10 protein-coding genes are annotated in these 15,881 nt (G+C 70.3%); 5 read left to right on the top strand and 5 right to left on the bottom strand.

Translation table 11 applies throughout. From position 1 onward, the window contains the following. Window positions 1–14: 14 nt before the first annotated feature. Window positions 15–4,091 carry a LamG-like jellyroll fold domain-containing protein gene (locus tag ABGB21_RS07680; RefSeq protein ID WP_347658243.1) on the bottom strand — a complete coding sequence of 1,359 codons (4,077 nt, stop codon included), beginning with the start codon at window positions 4,089–4,091 and terminating at the stop codon, window positions 15–17. A gap of 359 nt (window positions 4,092–4,450) precedes the next feature. On the opposite strand from ABGB21_RS07680, the gene ABGB21_RS07675 reads away from it, so the two are divergent. Together ABGB21_RS07675 and ABGB21_RS07670 are read left to right on the top strand one after the other, a co-directional pair. Next, window positions 4,451–5,473, top strand: a complete 1,023-nt coding sequence (locus ABGB21_RS07675) for a LuxR C-terminal-related transcriptional regulator (protein ID WP_347677034.1) — start codon at window positions 4,451–4,453, stop codon at window positions 5,471–5,473. Window positions 5,474–5,483: 10 nt separating this feature from the next. After that, complete coding sequence (locus ABGB21_RS07670) at window positions 5,484–6,038, top strand: hypothetical protein (RefSeq protein WP_347658245.1); 555 nt, start codon at window positions 5,484–5,486, stop codon at window positions 6,036–6,038. A gap of 89 nt (window positions 6,039–6,127) precedes the next feature. Here the strand turns inward: ABGB21_RS07670 and ABGB21_RS07665 are convergent, their stop codons facing one another. Beyond that, a complete protein-coding gene (locus tag ABGB21_RS07665; protein ID WP_347658260.1) occupies window positions 6,128–8,734 on the bottom strand; it encodes a ricin-type beta-trefoil lectin domain protein in 2,607 nt (868 codons plus the stop codon). A 617-nt stretch (window positions 8,735–9,351) separates the two neighbouring features. Here ABGB21_RS07665 and ABGB21_RS07660 point away from each other — a divergent pair. The 3 genes from ABGB21_RS07660 (at window position 9,352) to ABGB21_RS07650 (ending at window position 11,517) form a co-directional block, all read left to right on the top strand. After that, window positions 9,352–9,567 carry a hypothetical protein gene (locus ABGB21_RS07660; RefSeq protein ID WP_347658246.1) on the top strand — a complete coding sequence of 72 codons (216 nt, stop codon included), beginning with the start codon at window positions 9,352–9,354 and terminating at the stop codon, window positions 9,565–9,567. Then, the gene (locus ABGB21_RS07655) at window positions 9,557–10,057 is read left to right on the top strand and encodes a polyketide cyclase (RefSeq protein WP_347677032.1); all 501 of its coding nucleotides are present in this window, start codon (window positions 9,557–9,559) and stop codon (window positions 10,055–10,057) included. The genes ABGB21_RS07660 and ABGB21_RS07655 overlap by 11 nt, the downstream gene beginning before the upstream one ends. Before the next feature lie 215 nt (window positions 10,058–10,272). Then, entirely contained in the window at window positions 10,273–11,517 is a 1,245-nt protein-coding gene (locus tag ABGB21_RS07650) for a PQQ-dependent sugar dehydrogenase (RefSeq protein WP_347658248.1), read from the top strand. Window positions 11,518–11,942: 425 nt separating this feature from the next. Here the strand turns inward: ABGB21_RS07650 and ABGB21_RS07645 are convergent, their stop codons facing one another. From ABGB21_RS07645 to ABGB21_RS07635, 3 genes are read right to left on the bottom strand one after another with little or no spacing between them, the layout of a single operon-like run. After that, on the bottom strand, window positions 11,943–13,460 hold the full coding sequence (locus ABGB21_RS07645; RefSeq protein WP_347658249.1) for an aldehyde dehydrogenase (NADP(+)): 1,518 nt from the start codon (window positions 13,458–13,460) through the stop codon (window positions 11,943–11,945). Continuing rightward, window positions 13,457–14,695, bottom strand: a complete 1,239-nt coding sequence (locus tag ABGB21_RS07640; RefSeq protein ID WP_347677030.1) for a fumarylacetoacetate hydrolase family protein — start codon at window positions 14,693–14,695, stop codon at window positions 13,457–13,459. The genes ABGB21_RS07645 and ABGB21_RS07640 overlap by 4 nt, the downstream gene beginning before the upstream one ends. Then, complete coding sequence (locus ABGB21_RS07635) at window positions 14,692–15,876, bottom strand: mandelate racemase/muconate lactonizing enzyme family protein (RefSeq protein ID WP_347677028.1); 1,185 nt, start codon at window positions 15,874–15,876, stop codon at window positions 14,692–14,694. The genes ABGB21_RS07640 and ABGB21_RS07635 overlap by 4 nt, the downstream gene beginning before the upstream one ends. Window positions 15,877–15,881: the final 5 nt, after the last annotated feature.

Raw genomic sequence — 15,881 nt, 5'->3', positions numbered from 1 at the left:
CCGACTCCTTGAGGTCAGCATTGCGGTACCGGCGCGTCGGCGATGTGGGAGAGCACGTACTCGGGGATCGCCCCCTGCCAGACGACGACGTCGTCGATGGCGCCGTCGAGCCGCGAGATGCGGGTCCCGGGGGTGGTGCTCGCAGCCCCGACCAGCAACGGCCCCGTCGCCCTCCACGGGCTGTCGGGTCCGGTGCCGGTGGCGACCAGCGCGCCGCTGACGTAGAACCGTGTCTGCTTGGCGCGCAGGTCGTAGACGCCGGCGAGGTGGTACCAGGTGCCGACCGTCGGCGTCGGGCCGCCGTAGGCGACCTTCCACGTGGGGCTGGCGACGTCGCCGCTGGTCATGGCGAAGCCGAACAGTTGCCGGTCGGCGTTGTACTGCAACCGGAAGGCGCTGGTCTGCTGACCGGCCGCCGTCACGACCTGAGCGTGCGCGGTCACGGTGTTCAGCCGTACCCAGGCCGAGACGGTGAAGGACTCGTCGGTGGCGATCACCGGCCCGGCGGTGACCGCCGAGCCGGCACCACCCAGCTCCAGCGCACCGTCCGGGTCGCACCACCAGCCGTCGTCGTACCGGGTGTCGCCCTCGAGGGTGAGGGCGTGCCCACGCCCGGAGGTGTCCGTCCCGGCACCCTCCAGCCGCCAACGGGCCTGGAGTTCGGCCGGCGGGCCACCGAACATCGACGTGACGTCGGCCGCGCTGACCACACCCCGCCACAGCCGTACGTCGTGCAGCGCCCCGTCGAGGTGGTATGCGCGCGGGTCCACGCCCGCGGAGTTCCATCCGTAGGAGCAGCCGAGGAGCACCGGGTTGTCGATCACCGTCCAGGCCGGGGGTCCCAGCACCGACTTGGCCAGGCTGCCGTCGAGATAGAACGTGAGCCTGTCGGTGGTGACATCGACCGCCAGCGCGATGTGGTGCCACTGCCCGAAACGGCCGTAGCCGAGCGCCGTTACGACCGCCGCGGCTGACATTCCTCCCGCGGCTGACACCCCCGTCGGGGCCCGGAAGTCGTCCTCGAACTCGTAGTCGTACCCGGACTTCGTGGTGGGCCGTACGGACAGCTCGAGCCCGGCGTGGTCTTCGGCGGCGAAGGTGGAGACGATCGCTCCGAGTTCGTCAACCGAGTCGATCCGTACCCAGCTGCTCACCGAGTACGAGCGCTCCGTCGCCAGGATGGGCCCGGACGACTCCAGGCAGGTCGCGCCGTCGAGTTCCACCGCCCCGCTCGGCCGGTGGAACGGGTCCTCACCGACGACAACGTCCTCACCCAGGGCGAGGGGGCGGCCGTACCGCGACGAGTCGGTTCCGCCGTCCCGGAACTCCCAGCGGACCAGTTCGGCGGCTGCCGGCAGGTCGGTCATCGCGGCCTGGATCTGCGCGGTGGTGGCCAGCCCCTGCCACACCGCGACGCTGTCGACCGCCCCGGTGAGGAAGTGGCCGTGCGATCCCGACGGGTTACGCAGGCAGCCGAGGCTGAACGTCTTCGCGGCGTTCCACGGTGTGAAGGAGACCGCCTGTTCGGCCGCGAGCGCGCCGTCGAGGTACAACCGCTGTACCCCGGCGTCCGGGTCGTAGGTCCCGGCCACGTGCAGCCAGGTACCCGGCGCCGCCGGGCTCACCGCCCCCACACTCTTCCAGGAGAAGTCGGTTCCGGGGGCGCTGAGCAGCGAGAAGTTCCACTTGTTCAGTGCGGCGTCGTACTGGATCTGGTACGCGGAGTGCTGCTCGTTGCCCTGGGTCAGCACCTTCGTGTACCCGCTGGCCGCGTCGAGCCGTACCCACAACGCGACGGTGAACGCGGCATCGGTGCGGATCGGCACCTCCGGCGAGCTGAGGCAGGTCGTCCCGTCGAGGACCAGCGCCCCGGCCGTACGCCCGGCCCGGTCCGGGCCGTAGACCGGGCCGGTGCCGGCGGTGCGGGTCAGGTCACGCCCGTGCCGGGTGTCGTCGAACGTGTCACCCTCGAACCGCCACATCCCCATCTCCGTCGCCGGGATGTCCCGGCCGACGAAGAAGGTGTACGCCCGCTCGTCGGACACGTTTCCCGCGGTGTCGACCGAGCGCACGTACAGCACGTGTCGGCCCGCCGTCGCAGCCGTACGGGTGACCGTGGCGGTCCCGCTCGTGGTGACCTTCTGGTCGAAGACCGGCGTGTTCCACGAGTACTCGTAGCGGTCCAGGCCGGAGTGGAAGCCGTTGACCTCGGGATCCGACGCCGACACCGACAGGACCACGTCCCGCCCCTCGGTGAACGGGCCGGCGGGCGCGGTCACCGTCGGGACCGACGGCTTCGTGGCGTCGACCCGGAAGTAGCACAGGTCGGTGTATCCGGAGTTCACCGCGTCGGTCTGTCGGGAGTCGCTGCGGGCCTGCCACTCGTACCGGCCGTCCGGCAGGGAGGTGGTGATCCGGCGGTTGACGGTCGGATTGCCGCCCACCGGATCCGGCGTGCGGTACCAGTAGTGGTTGGTGTCCGAGCCGTACTTCCGGATCCGCATCCGCAGGTAGACCGACTCCGACTCGGTGGACCGGGCCCGTGCCGACAGGGTCGGGTACCGCGACGTGATCCACGGTGAGCCGGAGATGTTCCGGACGCAGGAGGTCCCGTCGACGGTGAGCCGGTCCGGCGACGGCGGGTAGATGTAGTAGGTGACGTGCAGCTTCACCGAGTCGATCCGGATCCGCCGCCAGGCGTCCCGGGTGTCCTCGTTGGCGGACCGCACCCCGAACGAGATCGCGGCGTAGTTCTGGTCGGCCGCCGACTGCACCCGCTTCCTGACCTCGGCGCCGTCGAACTCGACCCACTCGTTCGTCTTGCCCGAACACCCGGTCTGGTTCGACGACGGCACGAGCTTTGACTGCAACGGTTCCCCGTACAGCCAGCTGACGCCGTTCCACGAAACGCTGTTCGTGATCTCCTTGGTCCGCCACAGCTGCAGGTACCGGTCGCCGCACCCGCCCAGGTGGGTCTGGAGCATGTGCACGCTCGCCGAGGCGATGTACCTGCCTCTCAACTTGCCGACGTCGAGGGTGATCACCGACCGCCACAGGCCGCAGCCGCTGCCGCAGTTGCTCCAGGTGTCCAGCCCGACCCGCATGCCCCCCGAGCGGGGCCAGCTGCTGTCGCCGGTCCAGCCCCGGCTCGCGGCTCCGGAGAACACGTTCGCCCAGGCCTTGCGGGTCGAGGTGAACGGAGGGTCGATGTAGAGCGGAAACGTCACGTCCGGGTCGGCCAGCATCGCCGCGTCGGGGCCCAGCACGACGCCGGTGTCGGTGAGGTCCACGTCGACGTGACCGATCCGACCGGGATCGGCCGGCGGCGCCGCAGCGGTGCGGGCCGCCGGGTCTCCGGGCACGGACGAGTCCCACATGATGGCCTGCCCCGCCTCGAACACCACCGCGCCGGAGTCGTCGACCACGCCGATGGTTCCCGACCCGGGATCCTCGACCGTGGTCAGGCCGACCGTCTCGATCCCCACCCGGATCGACGACAACACCGGGTTGGCCGCCGCCTCCGCCGACCTGACGACCAGCACCCAGGAGAACCCGACCGACTCGGCCTGTACGGCGAGGTCGACGTCCGGCAGGACGCCGGGGAACGTCGCCACCGGGCCGTTGAGTACCGGTGCCGGCAGCGGCCCGTGTGGCCAGCGCAACGAGAGGGATCCACCGTCGGGGTCGGTCGCGGTGACGAAGGGCCGGTCCCCGCCCGGGCCGGTCTCGATCCGGATCACCGTCGCCGCAGCGGCCGCCGTACCGTCCGGACGCGCGACCAGCGTCGGGTCGATGGGCACCCACCCGCCGTCCGCTGTCGGCACCTGGTACGGCTCGACCGCGATCTGTGCGTCGAGGGTCCCGGCCGGGGTGGCGTACACCTGCCGGTCGACGTCGCGCAGTCCGAGAACCTCGACGTTGGTCTCACAGGCAAGCGCGATTCGGTACGCCTCGAACTCGTCCTGCGCGGACGGATCACCCTGGAACGACGGACAGTCCGGGATCGGGAGCGGACTGTCCGGCGGCTCGTCGGCGGCCCGGGCCGGCGCGGCGTACACCCCGGCCGCGAGCAGCGCCGCCGCGACCACCACGGCGGTCCGCCGTCGCGAAGTTCGTGATCGGAATCCGGGAAAAGATCTGACATGGCGTTTCAGCACACCGGTCACCAGGCCCCCCTCTGAACGTGCATGAACGGCGGGAGAGGTGTATCCGTCGATCTCCGGCCGCGACAATCGACCGGGCGAGCGGCGCGGCAAACGTCCCGATTTTGTTGCCGGTTCCTGCAACGGCCCCGAGCGCGGTTGCAGGAACCTGCAAACCTGGACGCTGGCCTTCACAGGGCCTGCGGGGGGTGTTCTCCTGTCCTGGCAAGGGGGCAGGACCGGTCCGGGACAGGGGGGTTCCGTTGGGGGTATCGACGGAGGTTGTTCCGAGGCTGACCAGGTGGGGGGTGACGCCCGACGCCGATCTCGGCTACCGCGCGTTGCTGATGCTGGGCCCCCGTACGGTCGCGCGACTCGCCCGGGAGCTGGGCATGCCCCAGACCCGGGTGAGTCGGGCGCTCGACGAACTCGTGGCGGTGGAGGCGGTCCGTCCCGCCCTCGCTACCACCCACGCCGGGCAGTGGTCGAGGGACGGGCTGGTGTGGGAGGCGGTGGCGCGGGAACGGGTACTCGACACGCTGCGGCAACGCCGCCGGCCGGACTCCGCGCTCGAACGGTGGCGCCGGCACGTCGCGACAGTCAGCGGCGTGGGCCTGAGCACCCTGACGGATGCCGCGGTACGCCGGTGGCCGACCCGGGCCGCCGCCCGGCAACGGGCGGCGAGCCTCATCGCCGCGGAACGCCACGAGCACCTGGCCATCAACACCGAGGAGGTCTTCGACTCCGAGGCGACCGCGGCGGCCCTGCCGCTGGACAACAGCATGCTGGCCCGCGGCATCCGGCTGCGGGTGCTGGGCCTGCCACCCAGCGACGGTGACCGGTGGAACGCGTACGCCACCGCGCTCGGCCGCTCCGGCGGGCTGTACCGGGAACTGGCCGCGCTGCCGCTCAAACTGATGGTGTTCGACCGGCGTGTCGTGTTCCTGCCGAGCGATCCCCTGGACCTCGAGAGGGGCTACGTCGAAGTTGCCGACCCCGAGGTCGTACGGGCCCTGGTCGGAATGTTCGACCGACTGTGGGCCGACGGCACCGATCCACGGAAGCAGGGAGTGTCGCCCATCGACCTGAACCACCGCGAGCAGGCCGTGGTGCGCCTGCTCGCCATGGGACACACCGACCAGTCGGCGGCGCAGGAACTGCGGCTCAGCGTCCGCACCGTTGCGTACACCATGCGGCACCTGATGGACCGCCTCGGCGTCGAGAACCGGTTCCAACTCGCGCTGGTGCTCGGCGCCGCCGGCGCCGCGCCCGAGCCGCCTCGTCACGGCGACACCGGCGGCCCAGGGTCCGCCGACGCCGCCACCAGCTGAGGAGATCTGCGTGTCACCATCGTTCGTACGACCAGCCGGCCGCGCCCTCGCCGCGCTCGCCACCACGCTGGCGCTGGTGCTCGGCACGGTCATGCCAGCCCGGGCCGCCCAGGCCTGGCCACCGTTGCACTGCGCGACCGGTCAGTTCACCGCGATCGAGACGAGCGCCGACGGGCAGACCGCGTTGCACGGCGACGCGACGCCGTGCGCGCCGTTCGCCGGGGAGCCTGCCTTCGCGCTTGTCGTGTTCCACCCGTTGGACATGGCCGCGAGCGCCGACTCCCGCGCGTTGGTGTGGTACCAGTCCGACGGGCCGACCTCGTTCTCCGGCCTCTTCCGGTCGGTGCCCACGGCCCGGGAGGCGGGTGTCTGCGCGATGCGGACGCTCACCGACCGGATGGCCTGCGTACGGGTGACCTGGCCAACGGACGGGCCGGCCGTCATGGCGCCGATCCCCACCACCGACCCGCTGGTGACGCAGTACATCTTCTACGACGACGAGGAGTACCCGACCCCGCCGCCCAGCGGGTTCTGCGGCTCCTGCCTGGACCTTCCGGTGAGCTGACCGGGTGACCCGGTGCGCGTCGGGCCGGCGACGGCGAAGCCGACCAGCCCCGGGGCCGGGCCGGTCGGCCCGGCCCCGGGTGAGGTTCGTCAGGTACGCAGGGTCCACCGCTGGTTCGCGCCGCCGTTGCACGACCAGAGGATGATCTTTGTGCCGTTGGCGGTGGCGGCACCGTTGGCATCCAGGCAGAGCCCGGACTGCACGTTTGTGATGGTCCCGTTGGTGTTGACGTTCCACTGCTGGTTGAGCCCACCGTGGCAGTCCCAGATGATGACCGCGGTGCCGTTTGCCGTGCCCGCCCCGGAGGCGTCCAGGCACTTGTTGCCGTACACCGTCAGTTGCCTGCCGGCGGTGGAGGTCCACCGCTGGTTGGTGCCACCGCCGCAGTCCCAGAGCTGCACCTGGGTGCCGTTGGCGGTCGTGGAGTTGGGCACCTCGACGCAGCGGCCGGACTGGCCGCCCACGAGCTGCGTGCCCTGCTGACCGCCGCCGCTCTGCTGGCGGACGACGGAGGTCGACTCCGCCGACCGGTTGCCCTGGGCGTCGACGACGTAGAGCCGGTACTCACCCGGCGACGCCGGCACGGCGATCGACGTGGCGGTGCCGGACGCCCTGCTCATGGTCGGGCCGGCGGTGAAGGTGGTGGTGCCGGAGGGGGCCAGCCAGACCGAGCTGGTGGCGTCGCCGGTGCTGCGGATCGGGATCGACGCCGTCGCGCTGGTGACGAACGTGCTGGCCGGCAGGACGTGGTTCGGCAGGGAGAGATCGCCCGCCGGGACGATGTCCCGGTACGCGTCCTCGAGTCCGGAGTTGACGGCGATGCCGTAGGCCGCCGCCGGCCAGACATAGTCGGAGGAGACGATGATGTCGCCGATCGTGCTGTTCGGCAGATTCTTGTTCGAGACCTTGTTGATCGGCCCGTGGATCTGCGTGATGCTCAGGTCGTGCTTCCGCCCGAAGTCGTCGGAATTGATCATCCAGGTGACGTTCTTGTCGATGCTCAGGACGTTGTCCCGGAACGTGATGTACGCCGATCCCTCGTCCGGGTGGAGTCCGTACTTGTGGCCCGAGGGAACGCCCTGGAGATAGTTGTTGGTGATCATGGTGCCCGGCTGGCTGCCGAGCGTGTAGATCGGAGCCGTGTCACTGAGCCGCTGCACCGTGTCGATGATGTGGTTGTGGCTGATGGTGTTGTTCCGCGCCGTGGTGGTCGGCCGGTTCGGTGCGATCGAGCCCGCTGACCCGTCGAAGTTCCACCACCCCCAACCGAGTGTTATACCCGACCACGGAGCTTTTTCGATCCGGTTGCGCTGCACGGTGAGGGTGTCGACGAAGTACGCCGAGATCGGGCTGTGTCCGTTGAACAGGACCGCACTGTCGTAGAGGTGGTTGTTCCTGATGTCGATGTTCTTCGGCAACCCCTCGACCTGCGGGGAGTACTTCTCGCGGTTGGTCGAGGTGCCGTCTCCGAGGTAGACGTGCTGGGGATGCCCCACGGTGATGGCGGAGCCGGCGATGTCGTTGGTGTGGTTGCCGACCAACTGGCTGCCCTGCACGTCGTTGACCATGTTGATTCCGTCGGCGCCGGTGTGCTGGACCCGGTTACGCTGCAGGACGATCCCGTCGGCGTTCTGGACCTGGATGATGCCGGGCGTGACGTCGACGTTGCGGTAGTAGTAGACGTGGAAGTTTCCCCTGGCGTACGCCTGCGCGCCGAGATTGCCCTGTTGCGCCTGCTTGAAGGCAGAGCCGGCGACGGTGAACAGGTTCCAGTCGGAGTGCTGCACGGTGAGACCGGAGAACGTGATGTTTCGCGCGTGACTGCTCGTCGAGGTGCCGGCGATCCGCAGCAGGGTGGACACGTTGTTCGGTGCGATCACCGTCGCGGTCGACATGTTCTCGGTGCTGCCCTTGTAGAAGTACAGGGTGCGACTGGTCTTGTCGAAGTGGAACTCGCCCGGCGTGTCCAGGAACTCGTAGGCGTTCATGAGTTTGTGGGTGCCGCCGACCTGGGCGTTGCCGTTGAACGCACCCTGGGCGATGGCCGCACCTGGTTGCTGGAAGAGGGCTACCCGGTTCGCACCGTCGGAGCTGGTGGTCACCTGGCGGACTCCGACGAAGGCCGTGGTCCAGGTCGTCCCCGTCTCGATCTCGATATCGTCATGGTTGCGGGCGATGGCGGGAAAGTCGTTCAGGCTGTACCTGGCGCCGTCACACTGCGACCCCGATTCCCAGGCCCATGCGGCTTGCCCGGCCGTGACGGTGTACGTCCCGTAGCATCCGGCCGAGCTGATCGTCTTCGAGGCCATGAACGCGCGCTTGTCGTTGACATAGAGCGCCCGCAGCTTGTTGGCCCGGTCGAGCGGCGCCTTCCAGATGTTGCCACTGTGCTGGGTCCACCCGGTCACCCGCACACCGCCGTCGAGCACCGGCGTCTCGTTGGGGTAGGCGGAGTAGACGACCCGGTGACCGTTGGTGCCGGAGTCGCCCGGCCCGAACTCGATCGTGCTGCTCACCGGATAGATTCCGCCGCGAAGGTACACCTGGATGTCGCCGGTCATGTTCGCGTTCACCGTGCGAACGACGTCCCGCGCGCGTTGTAGCGTTCTGAAGGGTGAGGTGATCGTTCCCGGGTTGCTGTCGTTGCCGTCGGGAGCGACGTAGTAGGTTTCCTGGGCGGCGGCCGAGGCCGGCATCTGATTCGCCACCACGGCCGGCGACACGGCGGCGACGAGCACCGCGAGTGACAACAACGACGTTCTGACGGCAGGAAGGCACGGACGGCGGCGCTGCCGAAGCGCAGGTTCGGCGTGTGCCGAGCCCGCCGCTCCGGTTCCGCCCGTTCCTGGTGTCGACGTGACTACAGCGGCGACTCCGGAGAACACGAGAGTTCGGAATCGACGCCCGGAGGGACGGGTCCGGGGATTCATCTTGATACTCCAGTTGCGTCAGAGGGACGTTGCGACGTTTTCCGGCTCTCGGAGCGCACGAGGCGGTGACATGGTGAGCGATAACAGTCACCTGTCCGACCGGACGGTGGCCATGGCGGCGTTGGCTCTTTTAGGGTGGCGGAACGGGTCAGCGGCGAGCGGAGCCAGGGTGCTCGTCAGGCGGGCGGGCCTCCACAGACAAAAGAGATCATGTTAGCGGTCACATCGATCGATGACCTTCAGGTTTGCAGACGGGGCCAGGTTTCTCAAACCAAAAGTTTCGGTTATCTGTGGATAGCCGCGAAGGTCGGCACCTGCTCCGCGAGCCGTATCCTGCCCCTGGCTTGCTCGCCGTCTGACCGTGAGGATGTGGGCGTGAGGCGATGGACGCGTTCGGGCCGATAGCCGACCTGTCCGAGACCGCCCGGCCGACGCCGGCGCAGATGCTCGAACCGTACCTGCCCCGGCCGCCGGCACAGCAACAGCGCGTCATCACGTCCCTCGGCCGGCTCGTCGACGACTTCGGCGGCACCGTCGCCGTGGATCCGCGTACCACGCTGGCGCCGGGCCGGGCGGGACGGCGGGCGCATGCTCGGTGACCGCTGGGGCGTGACCGACGACGACGTCTCGCGCCCCTACCCGTGCGACGACTTCGTCGCCGCACCCACCCTGCAGGCCTGGCGAGGGGTACGCGTCGACGCGCCCACGACGGCGGTGTGGCCGTGGGTGGCCCAGGTGCGGCTCGCGCCGTACTCGTACGACTGGATCGACAATCTCGGCCGCCGCTCGCCCCGACGGTTGGCCGGCCTGCCCGAGCCGACCGTGGGAGAGCCGTTCACCGCCGTCGCCGGACGTGCGCAGGGCCGGATCCTCTCGGTCGCCCCGGGACAACAGCTCACCGGGGAGATCATGGGCGCCGTCATGTCCTACCTCCTCGTCCCCGTCGAGGACCACCTCACACGCCTGCTGCTCAAGGTCGTCATGCGGACGAACCGGCTGGTCGCGCTCGGGCTCTGCGTCGGCGACCTGGTGATGGCCCGCCGACAGTTGCTGAACCTCAAGCGGCTCGCCGAACGCGACGGAGAGTGACAGCAGTGGACCGGAGCGTGCCACTCAGATCGTCCGCAGGACGTCCCGATGGAGACGATCGTGGTCGCGTCCGCGCCGTCCTGTCGACCGAGAGTCCTGCTCCGACCGGGACGGCGGCGAGCCGGGATGACAGGTTGGACATTGACCATGGTAGATGTAGTGTGGGAAAGCTCCCAGATCGCGTCCTCCACACCACCTGCCCGAGGAGCTGACACATGTCGCGACCGCGTCGTCGCCCGGCCACCAGGCTGGCCAGCCTGCTCGTTCTGGCCCTGTCCGCACTCCTGTTGCCACCGGCGTCGGTGGCCGGCACCGCCGTGGCCGGCCCACCCCACACCCGCCCGGTGCCACTCACCGAGCTGACCGTGGTGTCCGAACAGGTGGCCTTCGGTCTGCAGCGTCCGATCGCGCTCACCGGGCTGCCGGACGGCCGGATGCTGATCGCGGAGAAGAACGGCACCGTCCGCGCCTACCACCCCGACACCGGCCTGGCTGCCGAGCCGGTGCTCGACCTGACCGCCCGGATCGACACGTCCGGCAACGAGCGCGGCCTCCTCGGCATCACCCCTGCGCCGAACTTCGCGCGGACCGGGATGCTCTACGTGGCCTACACGAGCCTGCCGGCCGGCGCACTGACCCTGGCGCGACTGCCGATCAGCGCACCTGACCGGCTGCAGGTGCTGCTCACCCAGGAGCACGCTGAGTACAACAACCACAACGGCGGACAGGTGGCCTTCGGCCGCGACGGCTACCTCTACTGGTCCCTCGGCGACGGCGGCCACGCGAACGACCCGTTCAAGTCCGGCCAGAACCTCGGCACCCTGCTCGGCAAGATCGTGCGGATCGACGTCAACCGCACCTGCGGGGCGAAGCCCTACTGCGTACCCTCCGACAACCCGTTCGTCCACACGCGCGGCGCACGGCCGGAGATCTGGGTCTACGGCCTGCGCAACCCGTGGCGGTTCTCCGTCGACCCGGTCGACAACTCCCTCTGGATCGGTGACGTCGGCCAGGGCCTGGTCGAGGAGATCAACCACATCCGCCCGTGGCAACGTGGGGCGAACCTCGGCTGGTCCTGCCGGGAGGGCACCCCGGTGTTCGACCCGGAGCAGTGCCGGCCCGGCGTGCGGTACACCGACCCGGTCTTCGAGTACGAACACTTCATGACGGAGAGCTGCTCGGTGACCGGCGGCGTGGTGTACCGAGGGTCCGCCACCCCGGAGGCGTGGGGCACCTACGTGGCGAGCGACTACTGTTCGACCCTCGCGTTCGCCGTACGCCCCAAGCCCAACGGCGGCTACGAGTCCGCCACGATCGGCAACTTCCCCATCCAGCCGACCGCGATCGACGCCGACGTGCACGGCGAGTTGTACGTGCTCAGTGACCTCCCCGGATGGCTGAGCCGGGTACGGTTCGAGCGGGTCCAGCCGACCTCCGGCGGCGGGCCGACGAACCGCTGAGCCCCGGGACGAGTCCCGCCACATCCGCAGCGCCCCACCTGGGGACGGCCGCGTCCGCACGGCCGTCCCCAGATGTCGGCCTCGAGACCGCGGCGCGACTTGTGCACCGCGCGGGACCCACCGCCGGCGGCCGTGGCCATCCTGCTCCGGGCGATCCACCAGGAGCAGGATGGCCACGGCTACCGAGACGACCCTGGCCTACCTGTCGCCCACCGGCGCGCTCCGCGACGCGTTGAACAGCGTGTCGCCCTTGTAGTAGGCGACGACCGGAGCGGCGAGTCCACTGTGTACGATCCGCTTCAGCGGTGGTGGAGGTGAACCGATAGTTGGCACGCGCGGAGCGGTACGGGTGGTAGCCGACCGGGTCCAGGCAGCGTCGATCCCGCGCCGCCGGCCCGGCGCGGGTGACGCGGGGGTTCAGGCCGTCACGGCTGGGCCGGTTCCCACCTCCCGTCCACTCGTCGGGCGATCCCGGCGGCTTCGTCCCTGAGTTCCTCCGGCAGGAGCCACTCCGGCGCGTCCTGCCAGGCGAACGGGCGAAGGAATCGCCGGATCGACGTGGCACCCACGGAGGTGTGCACCGAGTTGGTCGACGGCCAGGGTCCGCCGTGGTGCTGCGCCCACGAGACCCGGACGCCGGTCGGATAGCCGTCGAAGACGATCCGGCCCGAACGTTCGACAAGCACGTCGACCAGCCGGCGGATCTCGCCGGCGTCATCCAGCGGTCCGCTGTGGATGGCCCCGGTGAGCGACGGCGGGACGGTGGCGAGCACCGCGTCGAGCTCGGCGACCTCGCGATAGCGGACCACCACCATCAGCGGCCCGAAGCACTCGTCGGCGATCTCGGCGGTCAGGCCCGACAGGTCGACCTCCAGCAGAACCGGCGCGACGGTGAAACCATCGCCCGGGCCGACCTCGGGCCGCGCCGCGAGGCGGGCACCGGCGCGCCCGATCGCCGCCGCCCGTTCGACGAAGGCGTCCCGGATGCGTTCGTTGAGCAGCACCGCGCCGCCGGCCGAGGCGACCCGCTCGCGGAGCGCCTCGACGAGCCGGTCGCCGGCGGGGTCGGCCGGGACGAACGCCAGCCCGGGTTTGGTGCACAGTTGTCCGCCCGAGCCGGTGAAGGAGCCGAACAGCCCCTCGGCGATCTGCTCTCCCCGGGTCGCGGCTGCCGCCGGCAGGACGACGATCGGGTTGACGCTGCTCAGCTCGGCGTAGAACGGGATGGGATCGGGGCGTTCGTCGATGGCCGCCTGGATGGCCCGGGCGGCACCGAGGGAGCCGGTCAGCGCGGCCGCCCGGATGACGGGGTGGCTCACCAGCGCGCGGCCGGCCTGCTCCCCGTACACCAGGGCGAGCACGCCAGCCGGACCACCCATCCCCCGGACCGCCGACTCGATCGCCGCACCGGACGCGTGCGACGTCAGCGGGTGGGACGGGTGGGCCTTCACCACGACGGGGCAACCGGCGGCCAACGCGGCGGCGGTGTCACCGCCGACGACCGAGAAGGCGAACGGGAAGTTGCTGGCCCCGAAAACGGCGACCGGCCCCAGGGGGACGAGCATCCGCCGCAGGTCCGGACCGCGCCCGAGCGGCGTGTCGGCGGCGTGGTCGATGGCGGCCTCGAGGTACCCGCCGTCGCGCAGCACGTCGCCGAACATCCGCAGCTGGACCGCCGACCGGGTGAGTTCCTGATCGAGTCGCGGGTGCCCCAGCCCGGTCTCCGACCGCGCCGTCGCGACCAGATCCGCGCGCCGGGACTCCAGCGCGTCGGCGATCGCGTCGAGCAGGTCGGCGCGGCCGGGCCGCCCCAGGCCGGCGAGCCACCGCGCCGCCCGGGACGCCTCGTCGGCGATCACCGCCAACCGGTTCTCGTCGGTCTCGGTGAGGTCGGTCGTCCGACGCCGACCGTTGCTCGGGTCGACGGTGGTGATCACGTTCACAGCAGTCCTCTCCTGACAAGGTTGCCCATCAGATCGCGGACCCCGAACTGCCAGGGCTCGCACTCCTCGGCGTGGCGGACCCGGTTGACCAGGGTGCCGAGCGCGGGAGCGCTGATCCGCACCACGTCGTCGAGCTTGTGGGTGAACCCCTCGCCCGGCCGGTCCCGGTCCTGGATGGGCGCGAACATGGTGCCGAGCATCAACACCGCGCCGTCGGGATAGTGGTGATGCGGGCCGATCAGTTGCTGCACCAGCGTCGCGGGGTCCCGGGACATCCGGGCCATCTCCGACACCGCCGTCAACTGGAAGCCGTCCACCCCACTGACCTGTAGGCGTACTTCGAGCTCGCGTACCCGGTCCAGGTTGAACCGGTCGTCGAACAGCCGGATCAGGGGCCCGAGGGCGCACGAGGCGTTGTTGTCCTTCGCCCGTGGGAGCAGGAGCGCGGACCGTCCCTCGACGTCCCGGAGGTTCACGTCGTTACCGAGGGTGGCACCGACGATCCGGCCGCTGGACTGCACGATGAGCGCGACCTCGGGTTCCGGGTTGTTCCAGGTCGACGCGGCGAGCACGCCGACCGGGACGGCGGTGCCGACCGCGGAGAGGATCTGACCCTTGGTGAAGATCTCGGCGTCCGGTCCGAGTCCCACCTCCAGGTACTGGCTCCAGACTCCCTCGGCGACCAGCATGACCTTGAGCCGCTCCGCCTCGACCGAGCCCGGCGCCAGGGTGTGCAGGTCGGCGCCGATGTCGGCGATCGTGCGACGACGGAGGTCCGCCGCGAGCGCCAGGTCGCCGCCGGCCCGCTCCTCGATGACCCGTTCGATCATCGAGACGGGGAAGGTCACCCCGGCCGCCTTCAGCGCCTGGAGGTCGACCGGGGTGAGCAGCCACGGCCGGGTGTGGTCCCGGGTCGTGGCGTCCGTGTTGGCCAGGATCTCCTCGAAGCTGCCCAGCCGCGGCCCGTCGAGCTCGGCCACGACCGCGGCGGGATCGGGCAGCTCGCAGATGTCCCGTACGGTCGGGAACCGGTGACTCACGTCGAGGACTTCGCCGTCCCGGACGATCACCGGCGAGGGTCCGTCGACGGTGGGATCCCAGATCCGGCCGACGAGCAGGCTCCGCTCGATGTCGTCCGGCAGCGCCTCGGCGGCGGTGCCGACCCAGTCCGGGCCGGTGGAGGCGCCGACCCGGTCCGGGTCGGTGGCGAGCGCCCGGGGCGGTGGCAGCGTCATGAGGTGCTCTCCAGGTTGAAGTACGACCGCTCGTCACGGGGTCGGATGTCGTACACGGCGTCGCGGAACATGCGGAGCGGGTGCGGGGTGAACGGGTGCCGCTCGATCGCGGCGAGGTCGAGCTCGATGCCCAGCCCCACCACGCCGGACGGGATGAGCACGTCACCGTCGTCGGTCAGCACCAGCCGCTCGTTGGTGATCTCGGGGCGCCACGGCACGTCGGTCGCCATGATCTCCAGGTACCGGAAGTTCGGCAGGGCCGCGGCGAGTTGGAGCGTCGCGGCGGTGCTGAGCGGACCGCTCGGGTTGTGCGGCGCGAAGCCCACGTAACTGGTCGCGGCGAGCGTGGAGATGAAGGCGAGTTCGGCGATTCCGCCGGCGTGCGTGACGTCCGGCTGGACGAAGTCGACCGCCTGCCGGGCCAGCGCCGGGGCGAAACCCTGCCGGCCGTACCACCGCTCGCCGGCGGCGATCGGCACCGGCGAGGCGCGGCGGATGTCGACCAGGGCGTCGAGGTTGTCCGGCGGGCACGGCTCCTCGAACCACACCGGGTCGAACGGTGCGATCTCCCTGGCGATGGTGATCGCGTGCCGGACGTCGAACCGGCCGTGCCCCTCGATGAACAGCTCGACGTCGCGCCCCACCGCGCCGCGGACGGCGTCGACCTGGGCGAGTACCCGGTCCAACTGCCGGGTGGTGATGGTCATGTCGTAGTTCTCGAACGGATCCCACTTGAGGCCACGGAAACCGGCCCCTACCGTCGCGCGGGCGGCGGCCGCGTACTCCTCGGGGGTGACGGCTCCGGAGAACCAGCCGTTCGCGTACGCGCGAACCCGGTCCCGGGTCGCACCCCCGAGCAGCCGGGAGACCGGAACGCCGAGGTCCCGGGCCGAGATGTCCCACAGGGCCATCTCCAGCGCGCTCAGGGCGGTCATGATGACCGGCCCACCGCGCCAGTACCAGTCCCGGGCGAGTTCGTAGAGGATCTTCGAGATGCGGGTGGGGTCCAGACCCACGACCGCCTCGGCGACCTCGGCGACCGCGCCCTGGACGGCCCGTTCCTTGCCCTCCAGGGTGGCCTCGCCGAGACCGACGATCCCCTCGTCGGTGTGGACCCGCACGATGACAAGGTTCGTACGGTAAAAGTCGACGACAAGCGCGTCGACCGAGACGATCTTCATGTTCC

The sequence above is a fragment of the Plantactinospora sp. B24E8 genome, assembly GCF_039871735.1.
Classification (GTDB): domain Bacteria; phylum Actinomycetota; class Actinomycetes; order Mycobacteriales; family Micromonosporaceae; genus Plantactinospora.
Note: the sequence above shows the minus strand (reverse complement) of the source record. Positions and strands in the feature narration are given on the sequence as shown.